This is a genomic window from Pseudomonas sp. GD04015, from assembly GCF_029837675.1.
In the GTDB taxonomy this organism is placed as follows: domain Bacteria; phylum Pseudomonadota; class Gammaproteobacteria; order Pseudomonadales; family Pseudomonadaceae; genus Aquipseudomonas; species Aquipseudomonas paralcaligenes.
This window is the reverse complement of record NZ_JAOEEE010000022.1, coordinates 13,544-36,053: the sequence shown is the minus strand read 5'-3', so window position 1 is coordinate 36,053 and position 22,510 is coordinate 13,544. Positions and strand designations below refer to the sequence as shown.

General features: G+C 67.7%; 22 protein-coding genes. 12 read left to right on the top strand and 10 right to left on the bottom strand.

Annotation, left to right across the window (positions count from 1 at the left end; translation table 11 throughout):
- Positions 1-28 precede the first annotated feature (28 nt).
- On the top strand, positions 29-511 hold the full coding sequence (locus N7640_RS17475; RefSeq protein WP_220815097.1) for a CinA family protein: 483 nt from the start codon (positions 29-31) through the stop codon (positions 509-511).
- A gap of 676 nt (positions 512-1,187) precedes the next feature.
- Here N7640_RS17475 and N7640_RS17470 read toward each other — a convergent pair.
- Genes N7640_RS17470 through N7640_RS17460 form a run of 3 tightly spaced genes read right to left on the bottom strand, consistent with a single transcriptional unit; the run spans position 1,188 to position 3,176 of the window.
- On the bottom strand, positions 1,188-2,312 hold the full coding sequence (locus N7640_RS17470) for a mechanosensitive ion channel domain-containing protein (RefSeq protein ID WP_279902554.1): 1,125 nt from the start codon (positions 2,310-2,312) through the stop codon (positions 1,188-1,190).
- On the bottom strand, positions 2,305-2,652 hold the full coding sequence (locus N7640_RS17465) for a hypothetical protein (protein WP_279902553.1): 348 nt from the start codon (positions 2,650-2,652) through the stop codon (positions 2,305-2,307). The genes N7640_RS17470 and N7640_RS17465 overlap by 8 nt, the downstream gene beginning before the upstream one ends.
- A complete protein-coding gene (locus tag N7640_RS17460) occupies positions 2,649-3,176 on the bottom strand; it encodes a DUF4142 domain-containing protein (protein ID WP_279902552.1) in 528 nt (175 codons plus the stop codon). The genes N7640_RS17465 and N7640_RS17460 overlap by 4 nt, the downstream gene beginning before the upstream one ends.
- Positions 3,177-3,342: 166 nt before the next feature.
- Here N7640_RS17460 and N7640_RS17455 point away from each other — a divergent pair, with 166 nt between their 5' ends.
- Positions 3,343-3,813 (top strand): hemerythrin domain-containing protein, encoded by a 471-nt coding sequence (locus tag N7640_RS17455; protein ID WP_279902551.1) that lies wholly within the window; start codon positions 3,343-3,345, stop codon positions 3,811-3,813.
- A gap of 64 nt (positions 3,814-3,877) precedes the next feature.
- On the opposite strand, the gene N7640_RS17450 is transcribed toward N7640_RS17455, so the two are convergent.
- Positions 3,878-5,008, bottom strand: coding sequence for a carboxylate-amine ligase (locus tag N7640_RS17450; protein ID WP_279902550.1), 1,131 nt, complete (start codon positions 5,006-5,008; stop codon positions 3,878-3,880).
- Positions 5,009-5,110: 102 nt separating this feature from the next.
- On the opposite strand from N7640_RS17450, the gene N7640_RS17445 reads away from it, so the two are divergent.
- The 9 genes from N7640_RS17445 (at position 5,111) to nudC (ending at position 17,024) form a co-directional block, all read left to right on the top strand.
- The gene (locus tag N7640_RS17445) at positions 5,111-6,472 is read left to right on the top strand and encodes an iron-containing redox enzyme family protein (protein ID WP_279902549.1); all 1,362 of its coding nucleotides are present in this window, start codon (positions 5,111-5,113) and stop codon (positions 6,470-6,472) included.
- Complete coding sequence (locus N7640_RS17440; protein WP_279902548.1) at positions 6,472-7,416, top strand: class I SAM-dependent methyltransferase; 945 nt, start codon at positions 6,472-6,474, stop codon at positions 7,414-7,416. Before N7640_RS17445 ends, N7640_RS17440 begins: the two co-directional genes overlap by 1 nt.
- Positions 7,417-7,481: 65 nt before the next feature.
- Positions 7,482-8,396: a UTP--glucose-1-phosphate uridylyltransferase GalU gene (galU, locus tag N7640_RS17435; protein WP_220814243.1), complete on the top strand. Its 915-nt coding sequence runs from the start codon at positions 7,482-7,484 to the stop codon at positions 8,394-8,396.
- A 145-nt stretch (positions 8,397-8,541) separates the two neighbouring features.
- Positions 8,542-9,294, top strand: a complete 753-nt coding sequence (dnaQ, locus tag N7640_RS17430) for a DNA polymerase III subunit epsilon (RefSeq protein WP_279902547.1) — start codon at positions 8,542-8,544, stop codon at positions 9,292-9,294.
- A gap of 528 nt (positions 9,295-9,822) precedes the next feature.
- Positions 9,823-12,063 carry an Orn/Lys/Arg decarboxylase N-terminal domain-containing protein gene (locus N7640_RS17425; RefSeq protein ID WP_279902546.1) on the top strand — a complete coding sequence of 747 codons (2,241 nt, stop codon included), beginning with the start codon at positions 9,823-9,825 and terminating at the stop codon, positions 12,061-12,063.
- Positions 12,064-12,112: 49 nt separating this feature from the next.
- Entirely contained in the window at positions 12,113-13,450 is a 1,338-nt protein-coding gene (locus N7640_RS17420) for an amino acid permease (protein WP_262880233.1), read from the top strand.
- Positions 13,451-13,676: 226 nt separating this feature from the next.
- Positions 13,677-14,489 (top strand): crotonase/enoyl-CoA hydratase family protein, encoded by an 813-nt coding sequence (locus N7640_RS17415; protein WP_220814239.1) that lies wholly within the window; start codon positions 13,677-13,679, stop codon positions 14,487-14,489.
- 28 nt (positions 14,490-14,517) lie between these two features.
- Positions 14,518-16,191, top strand: coding sequence for a ferrous iron transporter B (locus tag N7640_RS17410; protein ID WP_279902545.1), 1,674 nt, complete (start codon positions 14,518-14,520; stop codon positions 16,189-16,191).
- Positions 16,191-17,024, top strand: a complete 834-nt coding sequence (gene nudC, locus N7640_RS17405) for an NAD(+) diphosphatase (protein ID WP_279902544.1) — start codon at positions 16,191-16,193, stop codon at positions 17,022-17,024. The genes N7640_RS17410 and nudC overlap by 1 nt, the downstream gene beginning before the upstream one ends.
- Before the next feature lie 147 nt (positions 17,025-17,171).
- On the opposite strand, the gene N7640_RS17400 is transcribed toward nudC, so the two are convergent.
- Together N7640_RS17400 and N7640_RS17395 are read right to left on the bottom strand one after the other, a co-directional pair.
- Entirely contained in the window at positions 17,172-17,537 is a 366-nt protein-coding gene (locus N7640_RS17400; RefSeq protein ID WP_220814236.1) for a glyoxalase superfamily protein, read from the bottom strand.
- Positions 17,538-17,553: 16 nt separating this feature from the next.
- Positions 17,554-18,330: a TSUP family transporter gene (locus N7640_RS17395; protein ID WP_279902543.1), complete on the bottom strand. Its 777-nt coding sequence runs from the start codon at positions 18,328-18,330 to the stop codon at positions 17,554-17,556.
- A gap of 100 nt (positions 18,331-18,430) precedes the next feature.
- Between N7640_RS17395 and N7640_RS17390 the strand changes: the two genes are divergently transcribed.
- Positions 18,431-19,081 carry a hypothetical protein gene (locus tag N7640_RS17390; protein WP_220814234.1) on the top strand — a complete coding sequence of 217 codons (651 nt, stop codon included), beginning with the start codon at positions 18,431-18,433 and terminating at the stop codon, positions 19,079-19,081.
- A gap of 134 nt (positions 19,082-19,215) precedes the next feature.
- On the opposite strand, the gene N7640_RS17385 is transcribed toward N7640_RS17390, so the two are convergent.
- The 4 genes from N7640_RS17385 to N7640_RS17370 all read right to left on the bottom strand — a co-directional run bounded on the left by N7640_RS17385 (position 19,216) and on the right by N7640_RS17370 (position 22,362).
- Positions 19,216-19,983: an SDR family oxidoreductase gene (locus tag N7640_RS17385; protein ID WP_279902542.1), complete on the bottom strand. Its 768-nt coding sequence runs from the start codon at positions 19,981-19,983 to the stop codon at positions 19,216-19,218.
- 25 nt (positions 19,984-20,008) lie between these two features.
- A complete protein-coding gene (locus N7640_RS17380) occupies positions 20,009-21,076 on the bottom strand; it encodes a phosphotransferase family protein (RefSeq protein ID WP_279902541.1) in 1,068 nt (355 codons plus the stop codon).
- Positions 21,077-21,276: 200 nt separating this feature from the next.
- Complete coding sequence (locus tag N7640_RS17375) at positions 21,277-21,591, bottom strand: SCP2 sterol-binding domain-containing protein (protein WP_220814231.1); 315 nt, start codon at positions 21,589-21,591, stop codon at positions 21,277-21,279.
- Positions 21,592-21,651: 60 nt separating this feature from the next.
- A complete protein-coding gene (locus tag N7640_RS17370; protein WP_220814230.1) occupies positions 21,652-22,362 on the bottom strand; it encodes a histidine phosphatase family protein in 711 nt (236 codons plus the stop codon).
- Between the last annotated feature and the right edge of the window lie 148 nt (positions 22,363-22,510).

Here is a 22,510-nt window from a genome sequence, read left to right as displayed (position 1 = left end):
AACCCTTTTTCGCGAGAGGTCGGGCACCATGCAGAGCGTCGAGCAGGTCGTGCATTTCCTGGACAAGTACCACCTCACCCTGAGCACCGCCGAGTCCTGCACCGGCGGGCTGATGGCCTCGCTGCTGGCGGAGATTTCCGGCAGCGGCTCGGTGCTGGACAGCGGCTTCGTGGTGTATTCGCCGGAGGCCAAGCAGCTGTGCCTGGGGGTCAACCCGCTGACCATCGACCGCTTCGGCCTGACCAGCGAGGAAGTGGCGCGGGAGATGGCGGTGGGCGCACTGAAGCTGGGCCGCGCCGACATCGCCATCGCCAACACCGGCCTGGCCGAGGCGGAGGGACCGATGGACGGGGTGCAGTGCTTCGCCTGCGCGATGCGGGTGAACGATCACCAGGGGGTGGTGAGCGAGACGCTGAAGTTCGAGGGCGACCGCAACGAAGTGCGCTATGCGGCGGCGCGGTATGCGTTGTTGCAGTTGCCTTATTACTACGAGCGGTTGAGGGGGCTTTGAGGGGGGTGTAGGTTTTCTGAGTTTCGAGCTGATTTTCGGGGGAGTTCGAAGCTTCTGGTTTCGCCCACCCGGGCGAGTCACTTTTGTCAGTCGCGCCTGCCCGGCCGGGATAAAAGCAACCAAAAGCGCTTGCTCCGTCATCCGGCTCTACGCTTCGCATTTGGTATTGCCTGACCGCTCGCATAGAACAGCCTTGTTGGATATCCCCCGTAGGGTGCGCCGTGCGCACCGCCCCCGAGAACATCGGTGCGCGCAGCGCACCCTACGTGGAACGCCGCCCGGCTCTTGTAGGAGCGAGCTTGCTCGCGAACCAGGTCCGCAAAGAGCTTCGCGAGCAAGCTCGCTCCCACAGTCGTAGCCCGGATGCAATCCGGGAGAAAGATATGGCTCCCATCCCGGATTGCATCCGGGCTACCAAAATGCGCGGAAGCGCCTGAAAGAACCCAACAGGCAACTCGGAGCCGGGGTGGCCTTCTCTTTGGTTACTTTCTCTTGGCCCTGGCGGCGATCCGCAACCAAGAGCAACGAAGCGAAGCGGAGTAACAGCCGCAGGCTGGCCCGAAGGGCGAGCGTAGCGAGTCAAGTGACTCGCCCGGGAGGGCGAAACCAGAAGTCACCAACTACTCGGTAATGAGCCTTAAATTGTGAGCATGAAACCAAAACTTTCATCTCCCACCTAAACCGGCGGTTGCCGCTCCGCCTCCACCACCTGCCCCGATGCAGGGTTCTCCACCAGATGCTCCTCCGACGCACTCCCCACCAAAGCCCTGACCTGCGGCAGGCACCCCGGATAGTGGGCGCAAAGGAAATTCACCAGGTTCTCCCGCACATAGCAGCGCAGGTCCCAGTTGCGCGACGAGTCCGCCGAACTCACCAGCACCCTTAGCTGTACCGCCTTGTCGGTGGCGTCCACCAGCTGCAGCACGCTGACCCGGCCGTCCCACAGGTGCCGTGCCTCCTCGCACAGGCGCGTCAGCTCCTGGCGCAGCGGCTCCAGCGGGGTGGCGTAGTCGACCCAGAGGATCACCGCGCCGGTCAGCGACGAAGTGCTGCGGGTCCAGTTCTGGAACGGGTTCTCGATGAACCACTGCAGCGGCACCACCAGCCGGCGGTCGTCCCACACCCGCACCACCACGTAGCTGCCGGTGATCTCCTCGATGCGCCCCCACTCGTTCTCGACGATCACCACGTCGTCCAGGCGGATCGGCTGGGTGAGGGCGATCTGCAGGCCCGCGATCAGGTTGCCCAGCACCGGCTTGGCGGCGAAGCCCACGGCCAGGCCGGCCAGCCCGGCGGAAGCCAGCAGACTGGTGCCGAACTGGCGCGCGGCGGGGAAGGTCATGAGCATGGTGGAGACGCCGAAGATCACCACGAACACGCCGAGCGTGCGCACCAGCACCCGGGTCTGGGTCTGGATGCGCCGGGCGTGCAGGTTGTCGGCGATGTCCACCGGGTGGCGGGCGACGATGATCCGCTGGATCGCGTCGGTCGCCCGCAGGCCGAGCCAGGTGAACGCGGCGATCATCGCCAGCAGCACCAGGCGCCGCGCGCCGTCGATCATCAGCAGGTCGTCCGGCGCGGAGCCGAGCACCACCTGCACGCCGGACAGCGGCAGCAGCAGCCGTGCCGGGGCGCGGGCGCGCTGCAGCAGCACGCGGGCGACCGGCAGCGGGCGGGCCAGGCGTTCCAGTAGGCCGAGCAGCCAGCCGCAGGCCAGCATCAGCACCAGGGCGACCAGCAGCGCGACGGCGAGGGTGCGCAGTTCCGGCCAGGGCAGCAGGGCGAGCCAGTCGTCAGCCATGCAGGGTCGGCGCGCGCTGGCGGTCCATAAGGCGGGCGAAGGCGCGGTGGGCCGGCAGGAACAGGGCGCCGACGGTCAGCCACAGGGTCAGGTGCGGCAGCAGCTGCCAGACGTCCAGTTCCACCTCCAGCAGCACCCACAGCCCGGCGATCAGCGAGATCAGCGCGTACAGCGCCAGCGCCTCGACGCGCCGCAACAGCAGCAACGCGCCGACCGGCAGCAGGAGCAGGTGGCCGAAGAACTCGCTCAGCGGCGCGCCGAGGCGGATGTCGCCGGCGGCCAGCACCAGGCCGCCGAGCAGCAGGCCGGCGCCGAGCAGGCGCAGCAGCAGGATCATCATTTGTCAGGCAGCTGTGCGTTGATCTGCTCGGCCATCTTCAGGTGCGATTCGAGCCTGGGCAGCATCTCTTTGGCGAAGGCCGCCACTTCGGCGTCCTCGGCGTTGCTGGCCTTCTCGAACAGCTCGATGGTCTGCTGGTGGGCCGCCACCTGGTTGTTCATGTAGGCCTTGTCGAACGAGCCTTCGCCGCGCAGCTGGAGGATCAGCGCCTTGGCCTGGGCGATCAGCTCGGCGTCGCTGGCCACCTCGAGGTCCTTCTGCTGGGCCAGGGCGCGCAGCTTGTCGTTGGCGGCGGTGTGGTCCTCGACCATGGTCTGGGCGAATTCGCGGACATCGTCGGTGGTGCCCTTTTCCAGGGCGAGCCGGCCGGTCTCGATCTCGGCGATGCCCTTGGCCGAGGCTTCCTCGACGAAGTTGCGCGGGCTGACCTGGCCCTGTTCGGCGCTGCCCTCGGCGTGCAGGTTGGCGCTGACCAGCGCGGTGGCGGCGAGCAGCCCCAGGGAGAGGCGTTTCAGACTGTGCATGGCGGGTCCTCCAGTCAGGTTACGAGGTTGTAGAAGCCCCGCGCGGCGGTGAAGTTCAGCTAAATCGCCCGGGCACCGATCGCTCGAACTTCGAGGCGCAGCGGGGAGTCGACCTTATGTCCGCACACCGTGACGCGGACGCAGTCCCCCTAGCCTGGAGAAAACGATGAACGCCGTAGAGCTGCTCAAACAGGACCACCAGGTGGTCAAGCAACTGCTGGAGAAACTGGTCGCCACCACCGAACGCGCGGTGAAGACCCGCCAGGACCTGGTGCACCGGCTGCACATGGAGCTGGCGGTGCACACCGACCTCGAAGAACAGATCTTCTACCCGGCCTATCAGGCGGCCGGCGCCCGGGACGAGGCGGTGATGACCGCCGAGGCGACCGAGGAGCACCGCGCCGTGGATGCCCGCGTGCTGCCCGAGCTGATGAAGACCGATCCGTCCACCACCACCTTCGCCGGCCGCGCCAAGGTGCTCAAGGAGCTGCTGGAGCACCATATCGAGGAAGAGGAAAAGGACATGTTCCCCAAGGCCAGGAAGCTGCTCGGGGCGAAGAAGCTGGAGGAGCTGGGCCAGCAGATGGAGGCGCGCAAGCGCAGCCTCAAGCAGTCCCTGGGCCGCGAGGCGGCCTGATCTCGACGCGCGTAGGGTGCGCTGTGCGCACCGTGGGAACGAGTTGCGGTGTGCGCGGCGCACCCTACGGCGGGTCACAGGCCGCAGAGGTTTCCTTCAATACCTGATCGACCACGTCGGCGAGCGCCTGCCGCGGGTCGAGGCCGGCTCCGATGGCCTGCTCGTAGTGCGCCAGTTGGCGCTCGCCGCTGCTGCCGTCGCGCAGGATGCGCCGGGCTTGCTCGAACGCCGCCTCGTCCCGCCACGGGCCAATCCGCTCGCCCAACCGTTCCAGCCAGTCGCCCGCCGCCAGTTCCTCGCCATCCGCGCCGAGGAAGCGTGCCGCACAGCCCAGGCGCCGGGCGCGCCAGTAGTTTTCTTCCAACCATATTCGCCCAGCGCCATCGGCCGGCGTGTCGCCCGTCCCGCTGGCCCAGGCCACCAAGCCGCGAAACAGCCCGGCGATGCACAGCACATCGTCCACCCGGGGGCAGGCGTCGGCGATGCGCAGTTCGAGGGTGGGGAAGCGCGCCGAGGGGCGGATGAACCACCACAGGTCGCCGGCCTTGCGGATCGCGCCGCAGGCCGTCAGCCGCTCGACATAGCCGGCCAGCGCGGCGGCGTCGGCCAGCGGCTCGGGGATGCACATGCGCGGCCATTCCCCGCACAGGGTGCGGCGGTAGCTGAGCAGGCCGGTCCGTCGGCCCTCCCAGAACGGCGACGAGGCGCTCAGGGCCAGCAGCAGCGGCAGCCACGGCAACACCCGGTTCATCACCTTCACCCGGTCGATTTCTGGCGCCACGCCGACGTGCACGTGCAGCCCCGACACCAGGCTGCGTTGGGCCACGTCGCGGTAGTCGCCGAACAGCCGGCGGTAGTGCGGCGAGTCGGTGGCCAGCTGCCGGCGCCAGTCGGCGAAGGGGTGGGACGCCGCGCCATAGGGCGCCAGGCCGAAGCCCGCGGCCAGCTCGGTCAGGCGCCGGCGGCTCTGCAGCAGACAGTCGCGCGCCGCGCCCAGGTCGTGCAGCACTGGGGTCACCAGTTCGATCTGGCTGCGGAACATCTCCTCGGCCAGGCATGGGCCGAACGCCTGGCGCAGGGCTTCGATCAGCTCGCGCGGGGGCTCGGCGCAGACGTCGCGGCTGGTCTGGTCGACGAGGAGGAACTCTTCCTCGATGCCGAAGCCGGGGGCGCAAGGGGGCAGGGGGGCTCGCATTCCCAAGGGACGGGCGGCCGCGAGGGCAAGTTCAATCCGCCTGAATCTTTGCCGCGCCGCGAAATCCGAGAGCTTAACCAGACCACGATCCGGGAACAGGCCATGAGCACAGCGTCAACGCCTTGCAGTCAGCTGAGCGCGGTGGATTGCCATCCGCTGCGCGATCTCTACCAGGCGCTGCTGCACACGCCCGCCGAGCCCGCCCCCCTGGCCCGCGCGGCGGACTTCCTGGACACCCAGCTGGCCCACGCCGAGCAACTGCCCTGCGACCTGCCGGACGACCCGCAGCGCCTGCTCGACTGGGTGCGGGCCGGCGCCAAACGCACCACCGAGGCCTACGCCGAGTACCTGCGCGACCGCCGCGACGGCGCGCCGCGGCGCTACTTCGGCGGCCGCGCCCACGCCCTGTACTTCCTCCGCGCCGTGGCGCCGACCAAGCTGGTCGACGGTGCCTGGCTCTACGGCGTGCTGCCCCACTGGCACGAGCTGCGCCTGCAGCCGCTGGTGCAGACCTACGTGGAAGAACTCGGCGGCGGCCAGGCGGCGCAGAACCACGTGCTGCTCTACCGCCGGCTGCTGGCCGAGCACGGCTGCGACGACCTCGCCGGCCTGGGCGACGCGCATTATGTGCAGGGCGCCCAGCAGCTCGCCCTGGGCCACCTGGCGGAGCGCTACCTGCCCGAGCTGATCGGCTACAACCTGGGCTACGAGCAACTGCCGCTGCACCTGCTGATCACTACCTACGAACTCGGCGAACTGGGCATCGACCCCTATTACTTCCAGCTCCACGTGACCATCGACAACGCCGGCAGCGGCCACGCCCAGCGCGCGGTGCAGGCGCTGTGGGACAACCTGCCGGTGGTCGGCGACCGCGCCCGCTTCCTGCGCCGGGTCGGCCTCGGCTACCGCCTCAACGACCTCGGCCTGGGCAGCACGGCGGCCATCGCCGAGTTCGACCTGCAGCGCGAGCTGCTGGCGATGCTCGAACGCAAGCGCCAGGTCGCCGGGCGGGTGCACTCGGACCATTGCCGCATCGACGGGCGCACGGTCAACCAGTGGCTCGGCGCGCCGGGGCGCATGGGCGAGTTCCTCGCCGCCCTGCAGGCGCGCGGCTGGATTCGTCGCCACCAGGACCCGCGCGACAGCCACTTCTGGCAACTGATCGACGGCGAGAAGGCGGCCATGTTCGGCGTGTTCAGCCCCTACGAGCGGGCGCTGCTGCACGACTGGATCGCCGGCGACTGGCTGGCGGAGCAGGGCGCCGCCGTGCCCCGGCGCCAGCCCGCCGAGGCAGCGCCGACGCAAGGCGACTTCGCCAGCGAGGCGCGGGCGCTGCTGGCCGAACTGGAGGGCCTGTCCGCCGGGCAGCGCACGCACCGCCTGATCGAGCTGATGGCGCCGGCGCTGCACCACACCCCGGCGGGGCTGCTGGCCACCCGCCTGTTCGCCGCGAGCCATCACTGATGGGCCGGCTCAACCGCCACCTGCTGCGCCTCGGCCAGGCGCTGCACGCTCGCGCCTACCGCTTCACCACGGTCACCCCGCTGACCCACCAGCGGGTCAACGCCCGCCCGGAGAACGCCTGGGCCACGGACCTGGCCGGCGTGTTCGGCTGGAGCCGGCCGTTCCGCCGGGAAACGGTCGGCGAGGAACTGTTCGCCCTGATGGACAGCGCCAACGTGCTGCTCGAAGTGCCCGGCGGCTGGGCCAGCGCGGTGCGCTGGTCGAGCCTCGGCGACGAACTCTACGTGCACGCGTGCTACCCGACCCTGGCGCAGGACGCGGTGTTCTTCGGCCCGGACACCTACCGCTTCGCCCAGGCCATCGACCAGCAGCTGCGCCGCCAGCCGGCCGGCAGCCTGCGCCGCGCCGCCGACATCGGCTGCGGCGCCGGCCCGGGCGCGCTGCTGATGGCCCACGCCAATCCCGCCGCGGAGGTGTTCGGCCTGGACATCAACCCGCTGGCGCTGGAATACGCCGAGGTCAACGCCCGGCTGGCCGGCGTCGGCAACCTGCGCGCGCTGCGCAGCGACCTGCTGGATGGCGTCGCCGGCCAGTTCGACCTGATCGTCAGCAACCCGCCGTACATGCTCGACCCCCAGGAGCGCGCCTACCGCCACGGCGGCGGCGAGCTGGGCGCGGAGCTGGCGCTGCGCATCATCGAGGCCGCGCTGCCGCGCCTGGCTCCCGGCGGCAGCCTGCTGCTGTACACCGGGGTCGCCATGGTTGGCGGCCGCGACCCGCTGCTGGAGTACTGCAAGGCCTGCCTGGCCGGCCAGGACTTCGTCTGGAACTACCGCGAGATGGACCCGGACGTGTTCGGCGAGCAGCTGCTGGAGCCCGGCTACGATGCGGTCGAACGCATCGCCGCGGTGATCCTGAGCGTCACCCACCCGCCGGCGAAATAGCTTGAACCGGGCCGCCGCGGGGCGAGTCAGCTGTTCATGCTGACACATCAATCGGTGATACCAAGATGATCAAGAAATGTCTGTTTCCCGCCGCGGGCTACGGCACCCGTTTTCTCCCGGCCACCAAGTCGATGCCCAAGGAAATGCTGCCGGTGGTGGACACCCCGCTGATCCAGTACGCGGTCGAGGAGGCGTACGAGGCCGGCCTCCACCAGATCGCCATGGTCACCGGGCGTGGCAAGCGCTCGCTGGAGGATCACTTCGACATCAGCTACGAGCTGGAGCGCGAGATCAGCAACACCGACAAGGAGAGCGCCCTGCGCGGCATCCGCCGGCTGATCGACAAGTGCACCTTCTCCTACACCCGCCAGATCGAGATGAAGGGCCTCGGCCACGCCATCCTCACCGGCCGCCCGCTGATCGGCGACGAGGCCTTCGCCGTGGTGCTGGCCGACGACCTGTGCCTGAACCCCGGCGGCGACGGGGTGCTGACCCAGATGGCCAGGCTGTACAACCAGTTCCGCTGCTCCATCGTCGCCATCCAGGAAGTGCCGCCGGAGGAGACCCACAAGTACGGCATCATCGCGGGCGAGGCGATCCGCGACGACATCTTCCGGGTCGATCGCATGGTGGAGAAACCCAGGCCCGAGGACGCGCCGTCGAACCTGGCGATCATCGGCCGCTACATCCTCACCCCCGACATCTTCAAGCTCATCGAGCAGACCGAACCGGGCAAGGGCGGCGAAATCCAGATCACCGACGCGCTGATGAAGCAGGCCCGGCAGGGCTGCGTGCTGGCCTACAAGTTCAAGGGCAAACGCTTCGACTGCGGCGCCGCCGAAGGCTACGTCGAGGCCACCAACTTCTGCTTCGAGCACCTGTACAAGCCGGAGCAGGAGCGCCGCCGCCTGAGCAAACTGGCGACGGCGCAGCCGGCCAAGGTCGAAGCGCCGGCGGAAAGCGCCGCCTCGGTCGCCTGACCATCCCGTGCCGCGGGGGCCTTCGTGCCTCTGCGGCAGACTCTCCGTCGAGCGACCGGCAAAACCACTCGCCATCCGCGTCCATCGAGGTTCTAATTGTGCCCGGCATTCACAGGCACTTTTCTTGATGGGGTTCTGCGGTTCTATGAGTGGACAATTCTCCGGTACTCGTCTGGTCGTGCTGGATACCGAAACCACCGGCATGCCGGTGACCGACGGTCACCGCATCATCGAAATCGGTTGCGTCGAACTGGATGGCCGCCGCCTGACCGGCCGCCACTTCCACGTCTACCTCAACCCGGACCGGGAGATCGACGAAGGCGCGATCGCGGTCCACGGCATCACCAACGAATTCGTCGCCGACAAGCCGCGTTTCAAGGACGTGGCCGACGAGTTCTTCGAGTTCATCAACGGCGCCCAGCTGATCATCCACAACGCGGCGTTCGACATCGGCTTCATCAACAACGAGTTCGCCCTGCTGGGCCAGAGCGAGCGCAGCGAGGTCAACGACTACTGCTCGGTGCTCGACACCCTGCTGATGGCCCGCGAGCGCCACCCTGGCCAGCGCAACAACCTCGACGCCCTGTGCAAGCGCTACGGCGTGGACAACTCCGGCCGCGACCTGCACGGCGCACTGCTCGACGCCGAGATTCTGGCCGACGTCTACCTGACCATGACCGGTGGCCAGACCCACCTGTCGCTGGCCGGCGAGGGCGGCGACGGCTCCGGCCGCATACTGCCCAGCCCGATCCGCCGGCTCGACCCGAACCGCGCGCCGATCCGCGTGCTGCGCGCCACCGAGGAAGAACTGGCGGCCCACGCGGTACGCCTGGCGATCATCGAGAAGGCCGCCGGCGGCCCGTCGCTGTGGGTCAAGATGGAAGAAGCGCAGCCATAAGAGACAAGCTGCCAGCTACAGGCAGACGGCTAAGTTCCGTTGGATTATGTCCCCGTTGGATGTGGCGGTGCCCAGAGCCCTTCTGGGTCCCCGCCTGCGCGGGGATGACGGTTTCAGAAGAACCTCCCCCTACCTCGTCATTCCCGCGTATGCGGGAATCCAAGGGCAGGCAGCTGCAGCGTTCAGTCAGGGGCTTGACCACGTAGCGCGTAGGGTGGGTTAGCCGCTGGCCGGCGTAACCCACCAGTGGTGCCACGGTGCGAGCCATGGTCTGTGGCCTGACCCACCTACAGGTTTGCAGGCAGGCCGTTTCCGCAGAGCAGCTGTAGCGGCAACACGCAACGGGGACATAGCCAAGCAAAAACTCTGGTAAGTCTGGCAGGCCTCGGCTCGCATACTAATCAACTTGCAGCTGCCGTATTGCGACCTTTTCTTATAGCCTTCCGCACAGGGGGTTCCGCCGCCCACGGCGAACTTCTACCCTGAGGTGATCAGGCGCCGCAGAGCGCCTACCCTCAGGAACCTCCAATGTATAAAGACCTGAACTTCCCCATCCTCATCGTCCACCGCGACATCAAGGCCGACACCGTCGCCGGCGAACGCGTCCGGGCCATTGCCGAAGAACTGGGCAAGGACGGCTTCACCATCCTCTCCACCGCCAGCTCCGCCGAGGGCCGCATCGTCGCCTCGACCCACCACGGCCTGGCCTGCATCCTGGTGGCCGCCGAAGGGGCGGGGGAGAACCAGCGCCTGCTGCAGGACATGGTCGAGCTGATCCGCATCGCCCGGGTACGCGCGCCGCAGCTGCCGATCTTCGCCCTGGGCGAGCAGGTGACCATCGAGAACGCGCCGGCCGACGCCATGGCCGACCTCAACCACTTGCGCGGCATCCTTTATCTGTACGAGGACACCGTGTCCTTCCTCGCCCGCCAGGTGGCGCGCGCCGCGCACAATTACCTGGACGGCCTGCTGCCGCCGTTCTTCAAGGCGCTGGTACAGCACACGGCGCAATCCAACTATTCCTGGCACACGCCCGGCCACGGCGGCGGCGTGGCCTACCGCAAGAGCCCGGTGGGGCAGGCCTTCCACCAGTTCTTCGGCGAGAACACCCTGCGCTCGGACCTGTCGGTGTCGGTGCCGGAGCTGGGCTCGCTGCTTGACCACACCGGCCCCCTGGCCGAAGCCGAGGCACGCGCGGCGCGCAACTTTGGCGCCGACCACACCTTCTTCGTGATCAACGGCACCTCGACGGCGAACAAGATCGTCTGGCACTCCATGGTCGGCCGCGACGACTTGGTGCTGGTCGACCGCAACTGCCACAAGTCGATCCTCCACTCGATCATCATGACCGGCGCCATCCCGCTGTACCTGTGCCCCGAGCGCAACGAGCTGGGCATCATCGGGCCGATTCCGCTCTCCGAGTTCAGCCGCGAATCGATTCAGGCCAAGATCGACGCCAGTCCGCTGGCCAAGGGGCGTGCACCCAAGGTCAAGCTGGCGGTGGTCACCAACTCCACCTACGACGGCCTCTGCTACAACGCCGAGATGGTCAAGCAGGCCCTGGGCGACTCGGTGGAAGTGCTGCACTTCGACGAGGCCTGGTACGCCTACGCCGCCTTCCACGAGTTCTACGCCGGGCGCTACGGCATGGGCACCCACAGCGACGAGCACTCGCCGCTGGTGTTCACCACCCATTCCACCCACAAGCTGCTGGCCGCCTTCAGCCAGGCCTCGATGATCCACGTGCAGGACGGCGGCGTGCGCCAGCTGGACCGCGACCGCTTCAACGAAGCCTTCATGATGCACATCTCCACCTCGCCGCAGTACGGCATCATCGCCTCGCTGGACGTGGCTTCGGCGATGATGGAAGGGCCGGCCGGGCGTTCGCTGATCCAGGAGACCTTCGATGAGGCGCTGAGCTTCCGCCGCGCGCTGGCCAACCTGCGCCAGAACCTGGCGGTGGACGACTGGTGGTTCAGCATCTGGCAGCCGGAGCAGGCCGACGGCGCCGACGCAGTCGCCACAGGCGACTGGCTGCTGGCGCCCGGGGCCGACTGGCACGGCTTCGGCGATGTGGCCGAGGACTATGTGCTGCTCGACCCGATCAAGGTGACCCTGGTGATGCCCGGCCTGAGCGCCGACGGCAGGCTGGCCGAGGCGGGCATTCCCGCGGCGGTGGTCAGCAAGTTCCTCTGGGAGCGCGGCCTGGTGGTGGAGAAGACCGGCCTGTATTCCTTCCTGGTGCTGTTCTCCATGGGCATCACCAAGGGCAAGTGGAGCACCCTGCTCACCGAATTGCTGGAGTTCAAGCGCCTGTACGACGCCAACGTGCCGCTGGCCGACGCACTGCCGTCGATTGCCCGCGAGGGCGGCGCGCGCTACGCCGGCATGGGCCTGCGCGACCTATGCGATGAGCTGCACGCCTGCTACCGGGAGAACGCCACGGCCAAGGCGCTCAAGCGCATGTACACCGTGCTGCCGGAGGTGGCGATCAAGCCGGCCGATGCCTACGACCAACTGGTGCGCGGCGGGGTCGAGGCGGTGCCCATCGAGCAGCTCGAAGGGCGCATCGCCGCGGTGATGCTGGTGCCGTACCCGCCGGGCATCCCGCTGATCATGCCGGGCGAGCGCTTCACCGCCGAGACCCGCTCGATCATCGACTACCTGCAGTTCGCCCGCACCTTCGACAGCCGGTTCCCCGGCTTCGACGCCGACGTCCACGGCCTGCAGCGCGAGGATGCGTGCTATACCGTGGATTGCATCAAATAGTCCCTGCGCCGCCACACAGGCACGGGCTGGCTTCGATCCGGGGGAGAGCATGGCGCAGCAGAAGGGCGGGCGGGGCGAAATGGGGTTCTGGACCTGTACCGCCCTGGTGGTCGGCAACATGGTCGGTTCCGGCGTCTTCCTCCTGCCGTCGGCGCTGGCGCCCTACGGCGGGCTGAGCCTGGTCGGCTGGCTGGTGTCGAGCACCGGCGCCGTGCTGCTGGCCCTGACCTTCTCCCGCCTGGCGCGGCTCAACCCGGCGGCGGGCGGGCCCTATGCCTACACCCGCGACGCCTTCGGCGGCTTCGCCGGCTACCTGTGTGCGTGGACCTACTGGAAGGCCGCCTGGATCGGCAACGCCGCCATCGCCGTGACCCTGGTCGGCTACCTGCAGGTGTTCCTGCCGGTGCTGCGCGCGCCGCTGCCGATGGTGGCGACGGCGATCGGCGCGATCTGGCTGTGCACCCTGATCAACCTGCGTGGCATCACCGCCTTCGGCTACGTGCAGAACGTGCTGACCCTGCTCAAGCTGGTGCCGCTGGTGCTGGTCGGCGTGCTCGGCTGGTTCCACTTCCATCCCGAGCATCTGGCCATCCCCGAGCCGACGGCGCTGCCGGGCGGCGGCTACGTGCAGGCCATCGCCACCACGGCGGCGCTCACCCTGTGGTCGTTCATCGGCCTGGAATCGGCCACCGTGCCGGCCGAGCACGTGCGCGACCCGCGCCGCACCATCCCGCGCGCCACCCTGTGCGGCACCCTGGTGGCCGCCGGCGTGTACATCCTCTCGATCACCGCGGTGCAGGGCGTGCTGCCGCCGGAGGTGCTGGCCCGCTCCACCGCGCCGTTCGCCGACGCGGCCCGGGTGATGCTGGGCGACTGGGGCTACTACTTCATCGCCGGCGGCGCGGTGATCGCCTGTCTCGGCGCGCTCAATGGCTGGGTGCTGCTGCAGGGGCAGATTCCCATGGCCACCGCCCGCGATGGCCTGCTGCCCGAGGCCCTGGCCAGGACCAACCGCTATGGTGTGCCGGCCAACGGCCTGCTGGTGTCCGGGGTGCTGGTGACCCTGCTGGTGCTGGTGGACGGGCAGGGCGACCTGGTCGAGGTGTTCAACGTAATCATCCTGCTCGGCACCATGGCCGGCGTGGTGCCCTACGTGTTCTGCGCGGCGGCGCTGATGCACCTGCTGGCGATGCAGCCGGGGGACTTCGGCGAGCGCGAGCGCGGGCGGCTGTTGTGGATCGGCTGCTGTACCTTCATCTACTCCATGTGGGCGCTCTACGGCACCGGCGAGCAGGCGATCTTCTGGGGTTTCCTGGTATTGATGGTCGGCATTCCCCTCTATACCTGGCGCCAATGGCGCAACCGGGTGGAAGGCCAACGGCTCTGAAATCGCCCAGAATTTCGTCGATCGGAACGCGCGGCGGGAGTGGCAAGCTCCAAAAATATCAACTATTTATCGAACATAGGCAGAAACCATCTGAGGTCTGCTAGCGTGTTCTCCATCACAGTTGCCAGCATCGACATTTATTGCACGCTTGTTATAGTTGGGCGATTGATTCCAAAACAACATATCTATGGCGCCATCGCGTGCCTTGCCCTCGAGGATGATCTGCGTGCCTGATTACAAAGCTTTCCGAGTCGAACTCGTCGACAAGATCGCCCATGTGCAGATCAATCGCCCCGAGAAGGTCAACGCGATGAACGCCGACTTCTGGGAAGAGATCATCGACATCTTCCGCTGGGTCGACGACACCGACGAGGCCCGCGTCGTGGTGCTGTCCGGCGCTGGCAAGCACTTCTCCTCGGGCATCGACCTGATGCTGCTGGCCCAGGCCGGCAGCCAGCTGGGCAAGGACGTGGGCCGCAACGCCGAGGGCCTGCGCCGCAAGATCCTCCAGCTGCAGGGCTCGTTCAACGCCGTCGACAACTGCCGCAAGCCGGTGCTGGCGGCCATCCAGGGCTACTGCCTGGGCGGCGCCATCGACCTGATCTCGGCCTGCGACATGCGCTACTCCACCGCCGACGCCCAGTTCTCCATCAAGGAGATCGACATGGGCATGGCCGCCGACGTCGGTACCCTGCAGCGCCTGCCGCGCATCATCGGCGACGGCATGATGCGCGAGCTGGCCTTCACCGGCCGCACCATCGACGGCGCCGAGGCCCTGCGCATCAACCTGGTCAACCGCACCTACGCCAGCCAGGAAGAGCTGCTGGAGGGCGTGTTCGAAATCGCCCGCGAGATCGCCGCCAAGTCGCCGATCGCCATCCGCGGCACCAAGCATATGATTCGCTACATGCGTGATCACCGGGTCGACGACGGCCTGGAGTACGTCGCCAACTGGAACGGCGCCATGCTGCAATCCGCAGACCTGCGCGTGGCCATGGCTGCGCACATGAGCAAGCAGAAGCCGGAATTCGCGGACTGACCTAGCCTAGAAGAGGTTCAGCAGACCCATGGTCACTGGAGCGACATCCCTGAGTCTGGTGCGTGACGAACTGTTCACCACCATGGAAGAGACCGAACAGAGCCTCGAGCAGTTCATCGCCGAACGCAACAACGGCAGCCTGCTGCAGCAGGCCGTGGAAAACCTGCAACAGGTGCGCGGCACCCTCAACCTGATCGAACTGGCCGGCGCCGAGCTGCTGGCCCAGGAAGTGCTGCAGCAGGCGACGGACATCCCCACCGGCGCAGGTGAGGAGCGCGACGGCCAGCTGTCCGCCCTGAGCAACGCGCTCTACGTGCTGCGCCGCTACCTGGAAAACGTCGACGCCCACCGCCAGGAAATGCCGGAGCTGCTGCTGCCGGCGATCAACGACCTGCGCCAGGCCGGCGCCCAGCCGCCGTTGCCGGAAAGCTTCTTCTTCAGCGTGCGCCTCGACCAGCCGCGCCCCGCCGGCACGCCGGGCGGGGCGGTCAGCGCCGCCGACGCGCGGCGCCTGCGCCACATGTTCCAGGTCGGCCTGCTCGGCTTCATCCGCGAGGACAACCCCCAGGCCGGCCTCAAGCTGATGCTGCGCGCCCTGGGACGCCTGGACAGCCTGTTCGCCGACAAGCCGGCAGGGCGCCTGTACTGGATCGGCGCCGCGGCCGTCGAGTCGCAACTGGACGGCCAACTGCTGCCGCGCAAGGCACGCAAGCAGCTGTTCTCCCGCCTCGACCGCGAGATCAGGCAGGCCCTGGGCGGCAACGGCGGCTACGAGGCGCCGCGCAGCCTGCTCAAGGAACTGCTCTACCTGGTGGCCCTGGCGGACAGCCGTGGGCCACATGCCAGCGCGGTGCGCGAGGTGTTCGGGCTGACCCCTCTGCCGTTCACCGACCACCTGCTGGACGAGGAATACCAGCGCCTGTCCGGCCCCGGCCAGGGCGTGCTACGTTCGCTGTCCACCGCCATCCGCGAGGAACTGGCCAGCGTCAAGGACCTGCTCGACCTGATCGAGCGCGGCACCGCCCAGCCGGACAGCTACGGCAACCTGCACGCGCTGCTCGGCAAGCTGGCCAAGACACTCGGCATGGTCGGCCTGAGTTCCGCCGCCAGCGCCCTGCAGGGCCAGCTGCCGCTGGTCGCCGGCTGGGGCGAAGACAACCGGGCCGAGAGCGGTGACCTGCACAAGCTGGCCGAGGCCGTGCTGTACGTGGAGAGCATGGTCGCCAGCCTGGAACGCGGCGAGCAACGCAACCAGCGTCCCAGCGTGGCGCAGCCGGGCGACGAGGGCGAGGCGTTCGCCGCCCACCAGCTGGCCGAGGCGCGCATCGTGGTGGTCGACGAGGCCCGTGGCGGCCTGGCCCTGGCCAAGCGGGCGATCACTTCCTACCTGGAATCAGCCGGCGACAAGCTGCACCTGGCCAACGTGCCCTTCAGCCTGCAGGCGGTGCGTGGTGGCCTCTGGTTCCTCGACCAGGAGCGCGCGGCACGGTTGATCGGCCTGTGCGCCGACTACATCCAGACGCAGATGATCGACTCCCTGCAGATGCCCTCCGAGCAGATGCTGGAGACCCTGGCCGACGCCCTCAGCAGCCTGGAGTACTACCTCGAAGGTGGTGCCGTGCTGCGCCCCGAGACCACGCCGAGCGTGCTCGACCTCGCCGAGGAGAGCGTCCGGGCTCTTGGCATGCCGGTAGCCGCCTGATGGCTGCCGGCTGGCAGACCCAGCCCCCGCTGGACAACGGCCAGCCCGGCGGCTGGGCGCTGGTGCGCAGCCCGCAGGGGTTTCTCGCCGACGCCAACGGCGTGCTGTTCCCCCGCGAATGGCTCAAGCGCCAGGACCTGCCGCTGATCGCCGAGCACGGCCTCGGCCACTTCGACGGCGAGCCGGTCTGGCTGCTGGCCCTGGATCGCCCGGCGGAGATGCCCGGCTGCTTCTGGCAGGGGCTGCGCCAGTTCATGCTGCAGGCCGACTACCCGACCTTCCGCATGCTCTCGTTCGCCGAGCAGGTCGGCAACTGGGACCTCAACCACCGCTTCTGCGGCCGCTGCGGCAGCCGCAACCGCCAGGTGCCGGGCGAGCGCTGCATGCGCTGCCCCGAGTGCGGCCTGGACAGCTACGCGCGCATCTCGCCGAGCATGATCGTGCTGGTCACCCGCGGCGACGAAATCCTGCTGGCCCGCTCGCCGCGCTTCGTCTCCGGCATGTACAGCACCCTGGCCGGCTTCGTCGAACCCGGCGAGTCGGCGGAGGAGTGCGTGGCCCGCGAGGTGCTGGAGGAGGTCGGCATACAGGTGCGCGACCCGCAGTACCTGGGCAGCCAGAGCTGGCCGTTCCCCCATTCGCTGATGCTCGGCTTCCATGCCGAATACGCCGGCGGCGAGATCGTGCCCCAGGCCGACGAGATCGAGGACGCCGCCTGGTTCCCCCTCGACCGGCTGCCGCCGCTGCCGATGCCGCGCTCCATCGCCCGCTACCTGATCGACCTCTATGTGGCCCGCCGCCTGGGGCAGCCTGAGCCGCAGCTGCACCGCTGAGCCTCAGAACCTGTTCACGATCTCCTGGCTAGCGGCCATACGGCGTTAAAAACGCCCTCGGAATGCTCATTTACCACTCGTAAACTCCGCTTCCTCGGTCGTTTTTGCCACCATCTGGCTCTAATCCAGAAGATCGTGAACAGGTCCTCAGCCCACCGCGTCGGTGAAGGTCAGGCGGTTGCCGAAGGGGTCGCGCACATTCATGTCGCGGCTGCCCCAGGGCATCGCCTCGATGCCGGGGCGCGCGTAGCCGTAGTGCTTCTGTTCCAGTTCCCGGTGGAAGGCGTCCAGCGCGTCGGTCTCGATGCGCAGCGCGGCGCCCGGGCAGGCGTCGCCATGGTGCTCGGACAGGTGCAGCACGCAGCCATCGCGGGAGACCTGCAGGTACAGCGGCAGGTCGGGGGCGAAGCGGTGCTCCCAGTCGACCCGGAAGCCGAGGAAGTCGACGTAGAACTCCCGTGTCTTGGTCTCGTCGAAAACGCGCAGGATCGGAGTGGTCTTGCCAAGTTTCATGGGGATGCCTCGTGAGTCAGAACCAGTGCTGCCAGGCCAGGCGCGCGGTCAGCGCCAGGACCACCAGAATGAAGACCGGACGGATGAAGCGCGAGCCGCCGCTGATCGCCGTGCGAGCGCCGAGGAAGGCACCGGCCATCAGCGCCAGGCCCATGGCGATGCCGAGCAGCCAGGCCACCTGGCCGGCGATCACGAACACCGCCAGGGCCACGCCGTTGCTGACGAAGTTCATGCTGCGCGCCACGCCGCTGGCGCGCACCAGGTCCATGGGGTAGAGCAGCAGGGTACTCACCGTCCAGAACGCGCCGGTGCCGGGGCCGGCCACGCCGTCGTAGAAGCCCAGGCCGAGCCCCTGGGGCCACTGGCGGCCCTGGGCCACGGGCGCATCTTCCTGGCCGTGGGTCTCCGGCGTCTTGCCGAACAGCAGGTACAGGCCGCAGCCGAACACCACCGCCGGCAGCATCTGGTTGAGCCAGGCGGCGGGCAGCCAGTGGGCGATGATGGCGCCGATGGCCGCGCCCACGGCCGTGGCGATCAGCGCGTTGCGCCATTGCCGCGGGGCGAACAGCTTGCGCCGGTAGAAGGTGTAGCTGGCGGTGGCGGAGCCGAAGGTGGCGCACAGCTTGTTGGTGCCCAGCACCAGATGAGGTGGCAGGCCCGCGGTGAGCAGTGCCGGGATGGTCAGCAGACCGCCGCCGCCGGCGATGGCGTCGATGAAACCCGCGGTGAAGGCGACCAGGGCGAGCACCAGCAGCGTGGCCGGGTCGACGCCCAGTTCGAAGGGAAACGGCATAAAAAACTCGAAGTGGATTCAATTGTGGCGGGCCGTTGCTGGTTAGCCGGGCGGCCACTCCGCATAATGCCGGCAAAAAACCGCAGAAGGAATCGCATCCATGCAGTACGACGGCCTGGCCTGGTTCACCGGCCTGCTGGCCTTGCTGGCGCTGTTCATCGCCGCCCGCATCCTGTTCACCCCCCACTGGTTCCTGGCCTGGCTGCGCGGCACCGTCGGCCTCGCGTTCCTCGCCCTGGCGCTGCTGATCGGCGTGGTGGCCTACGACCTGCGCAGCTACGATCCGCAGGTGCAGGACCGGCCGCTGGTGACCCTGAGCTTCGCGGCCGACGGTCCGCAGCGCTACCGGGTCAGCGTGATCGAGGGCGCCGAGGAGCGCCAGGTGACGCTGGAAGGCGACCTCTGGCAGCTCGACGCCCGCCTGCTGGGCTGGAAGGGCCTGGCCGCGCTGATCGGCCTGGAGCCGGGCTACCGCCTGGAGCGGCTGTCCGGCCGCTTCCTCGCCATCGAGCAGCAGCAGACCGCCCGCCATGCCCAGGTCCAGCTGGCGCAGAGCCCCTACGGCATCGACCTGTGGCGCTGGCTGCGCCTGGGGCAGCGCGACCTGTTCCTGTTCGACGCCCAGGCCGGCCGGGTCACCTACCTGCCCATCGCCGACGGCGCCGCCTACAGCGTCAGCCTCAGCCCGACCGGCCTGCTGGCCAAGCCGATGAACCAGGCGGCCGAGCAGGCCTTGAAGGAGTGGGAGTAGCCCGGATGCGATCCGGGAACACCGCGTGAGTTTCCCCGGATGTTTCGGTGCGCGCGGCGCACCCTGCGGGCAACAACCCGTACCAATGAAAAAGGGACCCGAAGGTCCCTTTTTTCATGGCTGTGCGGGCGTCCTCAGGAGAGGAAGCCGCCATCCACGTTCAGCGCCACGCCGGTGGTGTAGCTGGAGGCATCGCTGGCCAGGTACAGCACGGTGCCGGCCATCTCGCTCGGTTCGGCCACGCGCTTGAGCGGGATGCGCTGCAGGGCGACGTTGAGGATGGAGTCGTTCTTCACCAGGGCGGAGGCGAACTTGGTGTCGGTCAGGCCCGGCAGCAGGGCGTTGCAGCGGATGCCGAACTGGGCGCATTCCTTGGCGAACACCTTGGTCATGCTGATCACGGCGGCCTTGGTCACCGAGTAGATGCCCTGGAACTCGCCCGGGGAGACGCCGTTGATGGAGGCGACGTTGATGATGCTGCCGCCGCCGTTCTGCTTCATCAGCTTGCCGCCTTCGATGGACATGAAGTAGTAGCCGCGGATGTTGACGTCCACGGTCTTCTGGAAGGCGCCCAGGTCGGTGTCCAGCACGTTGCAGAACTGCGGGTTGGTGGCGGCGTTGTTGACCAGGATGTCGAGGCGGCCGAACTGCTCGCGGATGAACGCGAAGACGTTCTGGATCTGCTCCATCTCGCCGATGTGGCAGGCGATGGCGGTGGCCTTGCCACCCTCGGCGATGATCGCGTCGGCCACGGCCTGGCAGCCTTCGATCTTGCGGCTCGAGACGATCACGTGGGCGCCCTGCTGGGCCAGCAGCTTGGCGATGGCCTCGCCGATGCCGCGGCTGGCGCCGGAAACGAAAGCGATCTTGCCGTCGAGGTCGAACAGGTGGGTCTTGGACATTGTGGTTACCTTGTCTGAGCCGGGGTTAGAGGGTGGATTTGCCGATGACCTGGAGGGCCATCTGTTCCAGCAGCTTGTTCATGTGGATGAACTGGGCGAAGCGCTTGTCCTTGGTCTGGCCATGGAAGAAGCGGTAGTAGATCTGCTGCACGATGCCGGCCAGGCGGAACAGGCCGTACACGTAGTAGAAGTCGAAGTTGTCGATGCGGATGCCGGCGCGCTCGGCGTAGTAGTCGACGAACTCCTGGCGGGTCAGCATGCCCGGCGCGTTGCTCGGCTGGCGGCGCATCAGTTGCACGGGGGGCGGATCGTTGGCGTCGATCCAGTAGGCGAGGGTGTTGCCCAGGTCCATCAGCGGGTCGCCGATGGTGGTCAGCTCCCAGTCCAGCACGCCGATGATCTGCATCGGGTTGGCCGGGTCGAGGATGACGTTGTCGAAGCGGTAGTCGTTGTGCACGATGCCCGGCTTGTGGTGGTCGGCCGGCATCTTGTCGCGCAGCCAGGTCTTGACCGCTTCCCAGGCCGGCGCGTCGGGAGTCAGGGCCTTCTCGTAGCGGTCGCTCCAGCCTTCGATCTGGCGCTTGACGTAGCCTTCCGGCTTGCCCAGGTCGGCGAGGCCGCAGGCCTGGTAGTCGACGTTGTGCAGCTCGACCAGCTTGTCGATGAAGCTCTTGCACAGCTCGCGGGTCTGCTCGGCGCTGAAGTTCAGCTCGGCCGGCATGTCGCTGCGCAGGATGATGCCCTTGACCCGCTGCATCACGTAGAACTCGCTGCTGATCACCGATTCGTCGGTGCAGTGCACGTAGGCCTTCGGGCAGTAGGGGAAGCCGGCGTTGAGCTGGTTCAGGATGCGGTATTCGCGGCCCATGTCGTGGGCCGACTTGGCCTTGTGGCCGAAGGGCGGGCGACGCAGGACGAATTCCTGCCCCGGGTATTCCAGCAGGTAGGTCAGGTTGGAGGCGCCGCCGGGGAACTGGCTGATGCGCGGGGTTCCGGTGAGACCGGGGATGTGCGCCTTCAGGTAGGGGTCGATCTGCGCGGCGTCTAGCTCTTCGCCTTCGCGGATGCCGGTGGACTGGTCTGTCAGCGTCATGCTTATCCCTTCTGCTGATGATGGGGGCCACTAATCATTGGCTAATTTAATGGTGCCCTTAAGCAAAGCACAGCGTTATAGATGTGGCTGTTGGTCATCGATCAAGAGCCCTGATTGCCGCGTTTCGCCTGGGCGCGGGCGAAAAAAAACCGGAGTCCGAAGGCTCCGGTTTTTCGCTGTTGCGCGGTGTGCCCCGAGGCTTATACCGGGAACAGCTCGGCCAGTTTCATGGCCAGCATCATGTCGCCTTCGGCGCGCAGCTTGCCGCCCATGAAGGCCTGCATGCCGTCGGTTTCGCCGCTGGCGATGCCGGCCAGGGTGGCGCTGTCCATGATCAGGGTGACGTTGGCGTTGGGGTTGTCGCCAGCCTGTACGTCGCAGGTGCCGTCTTTGACGATCAGCGCGTAGTTCTCACCGTCTTCGATGTTGAACTGGAAGACCAGGTCCAGGCCGGACGCAGCGCTGGCGTTGAATTTGGATTTCATGGTGTTGATGATGTCGGCAACGGAGCTCATGGTTTCTATCCTTTTTATCTAGGGTTGCTCGCGACCTTGCGGGGCCGCTGTGGGCCGGACTCAGCGATAGGTGATGAGTTCCGGGGTCCTCAACAGTTCCAAATGCACACGGCTGTTGAAGGAAGCCAGGGTCACGTCGCTGCCGCGGAACTGCAGGCGCGAGAGCGAGGTGTTGACGATCTGCCAGTTGAGTTCGAAGGCCTTGTCGGCCGGCACGCCGGTCAGCAGGTGGAGCAGGGCGGTGATGGTGCCGCCGGACGTGAATACCGCCACCGAATGGCCGCGCTCCGCTTGCGCCAGCAGGCGTTGCAGACCATCCTCCACGGTCTCGACGAAGGTCCGCCAGGTGTTGTGGCCCGGTGCGTCGTGCTCGCCGCTGACCCAGCGCCGGATGATGCGGGCGAACAGGTGCTGGAAGGCGGCGCGGTTGTCCTTCGGGTTGCGCAGGATGTCCAGCGCGTCCGGCTCGTCGGGGAGCATGGCGGGCAGCAGGTTGCGGATCACCGCCTCGGCGTCGAATTCGTTGAAGGCCGGATCGATTTCCAGCTCCGGCGCGTTCAGGCCGGCGGCCACGCAACGCTGCAGGGCGGCGGTGGCGGTATGCTGCTGGCGGCGCAGGCTGCCGCTGAGGCAACGGTCGAGGCTGACGCCCAGTTGGGCGAGGTGGTCGCCGAGCACTTCGGCCTGGCGCACGCCGAGGGGCGACAGCACGTCGTAATCGTCCGCACCGAAGGAGGCCTGGCCATGTCGTATCAGATAGATGCTGCCCACGTCGGCTACCGATCCTGACGGGTTGAGGTTTCGCGAGGTTAGGGGCAGAGTCGAGCCGCTGTCAACGAAAAAACATACGCTTGTTTGAATTCGCCGGCGCCCGTTCGCGGCGGTTGGCCGGCGCGTCCCGGCGCCGGTATGCTTGGGG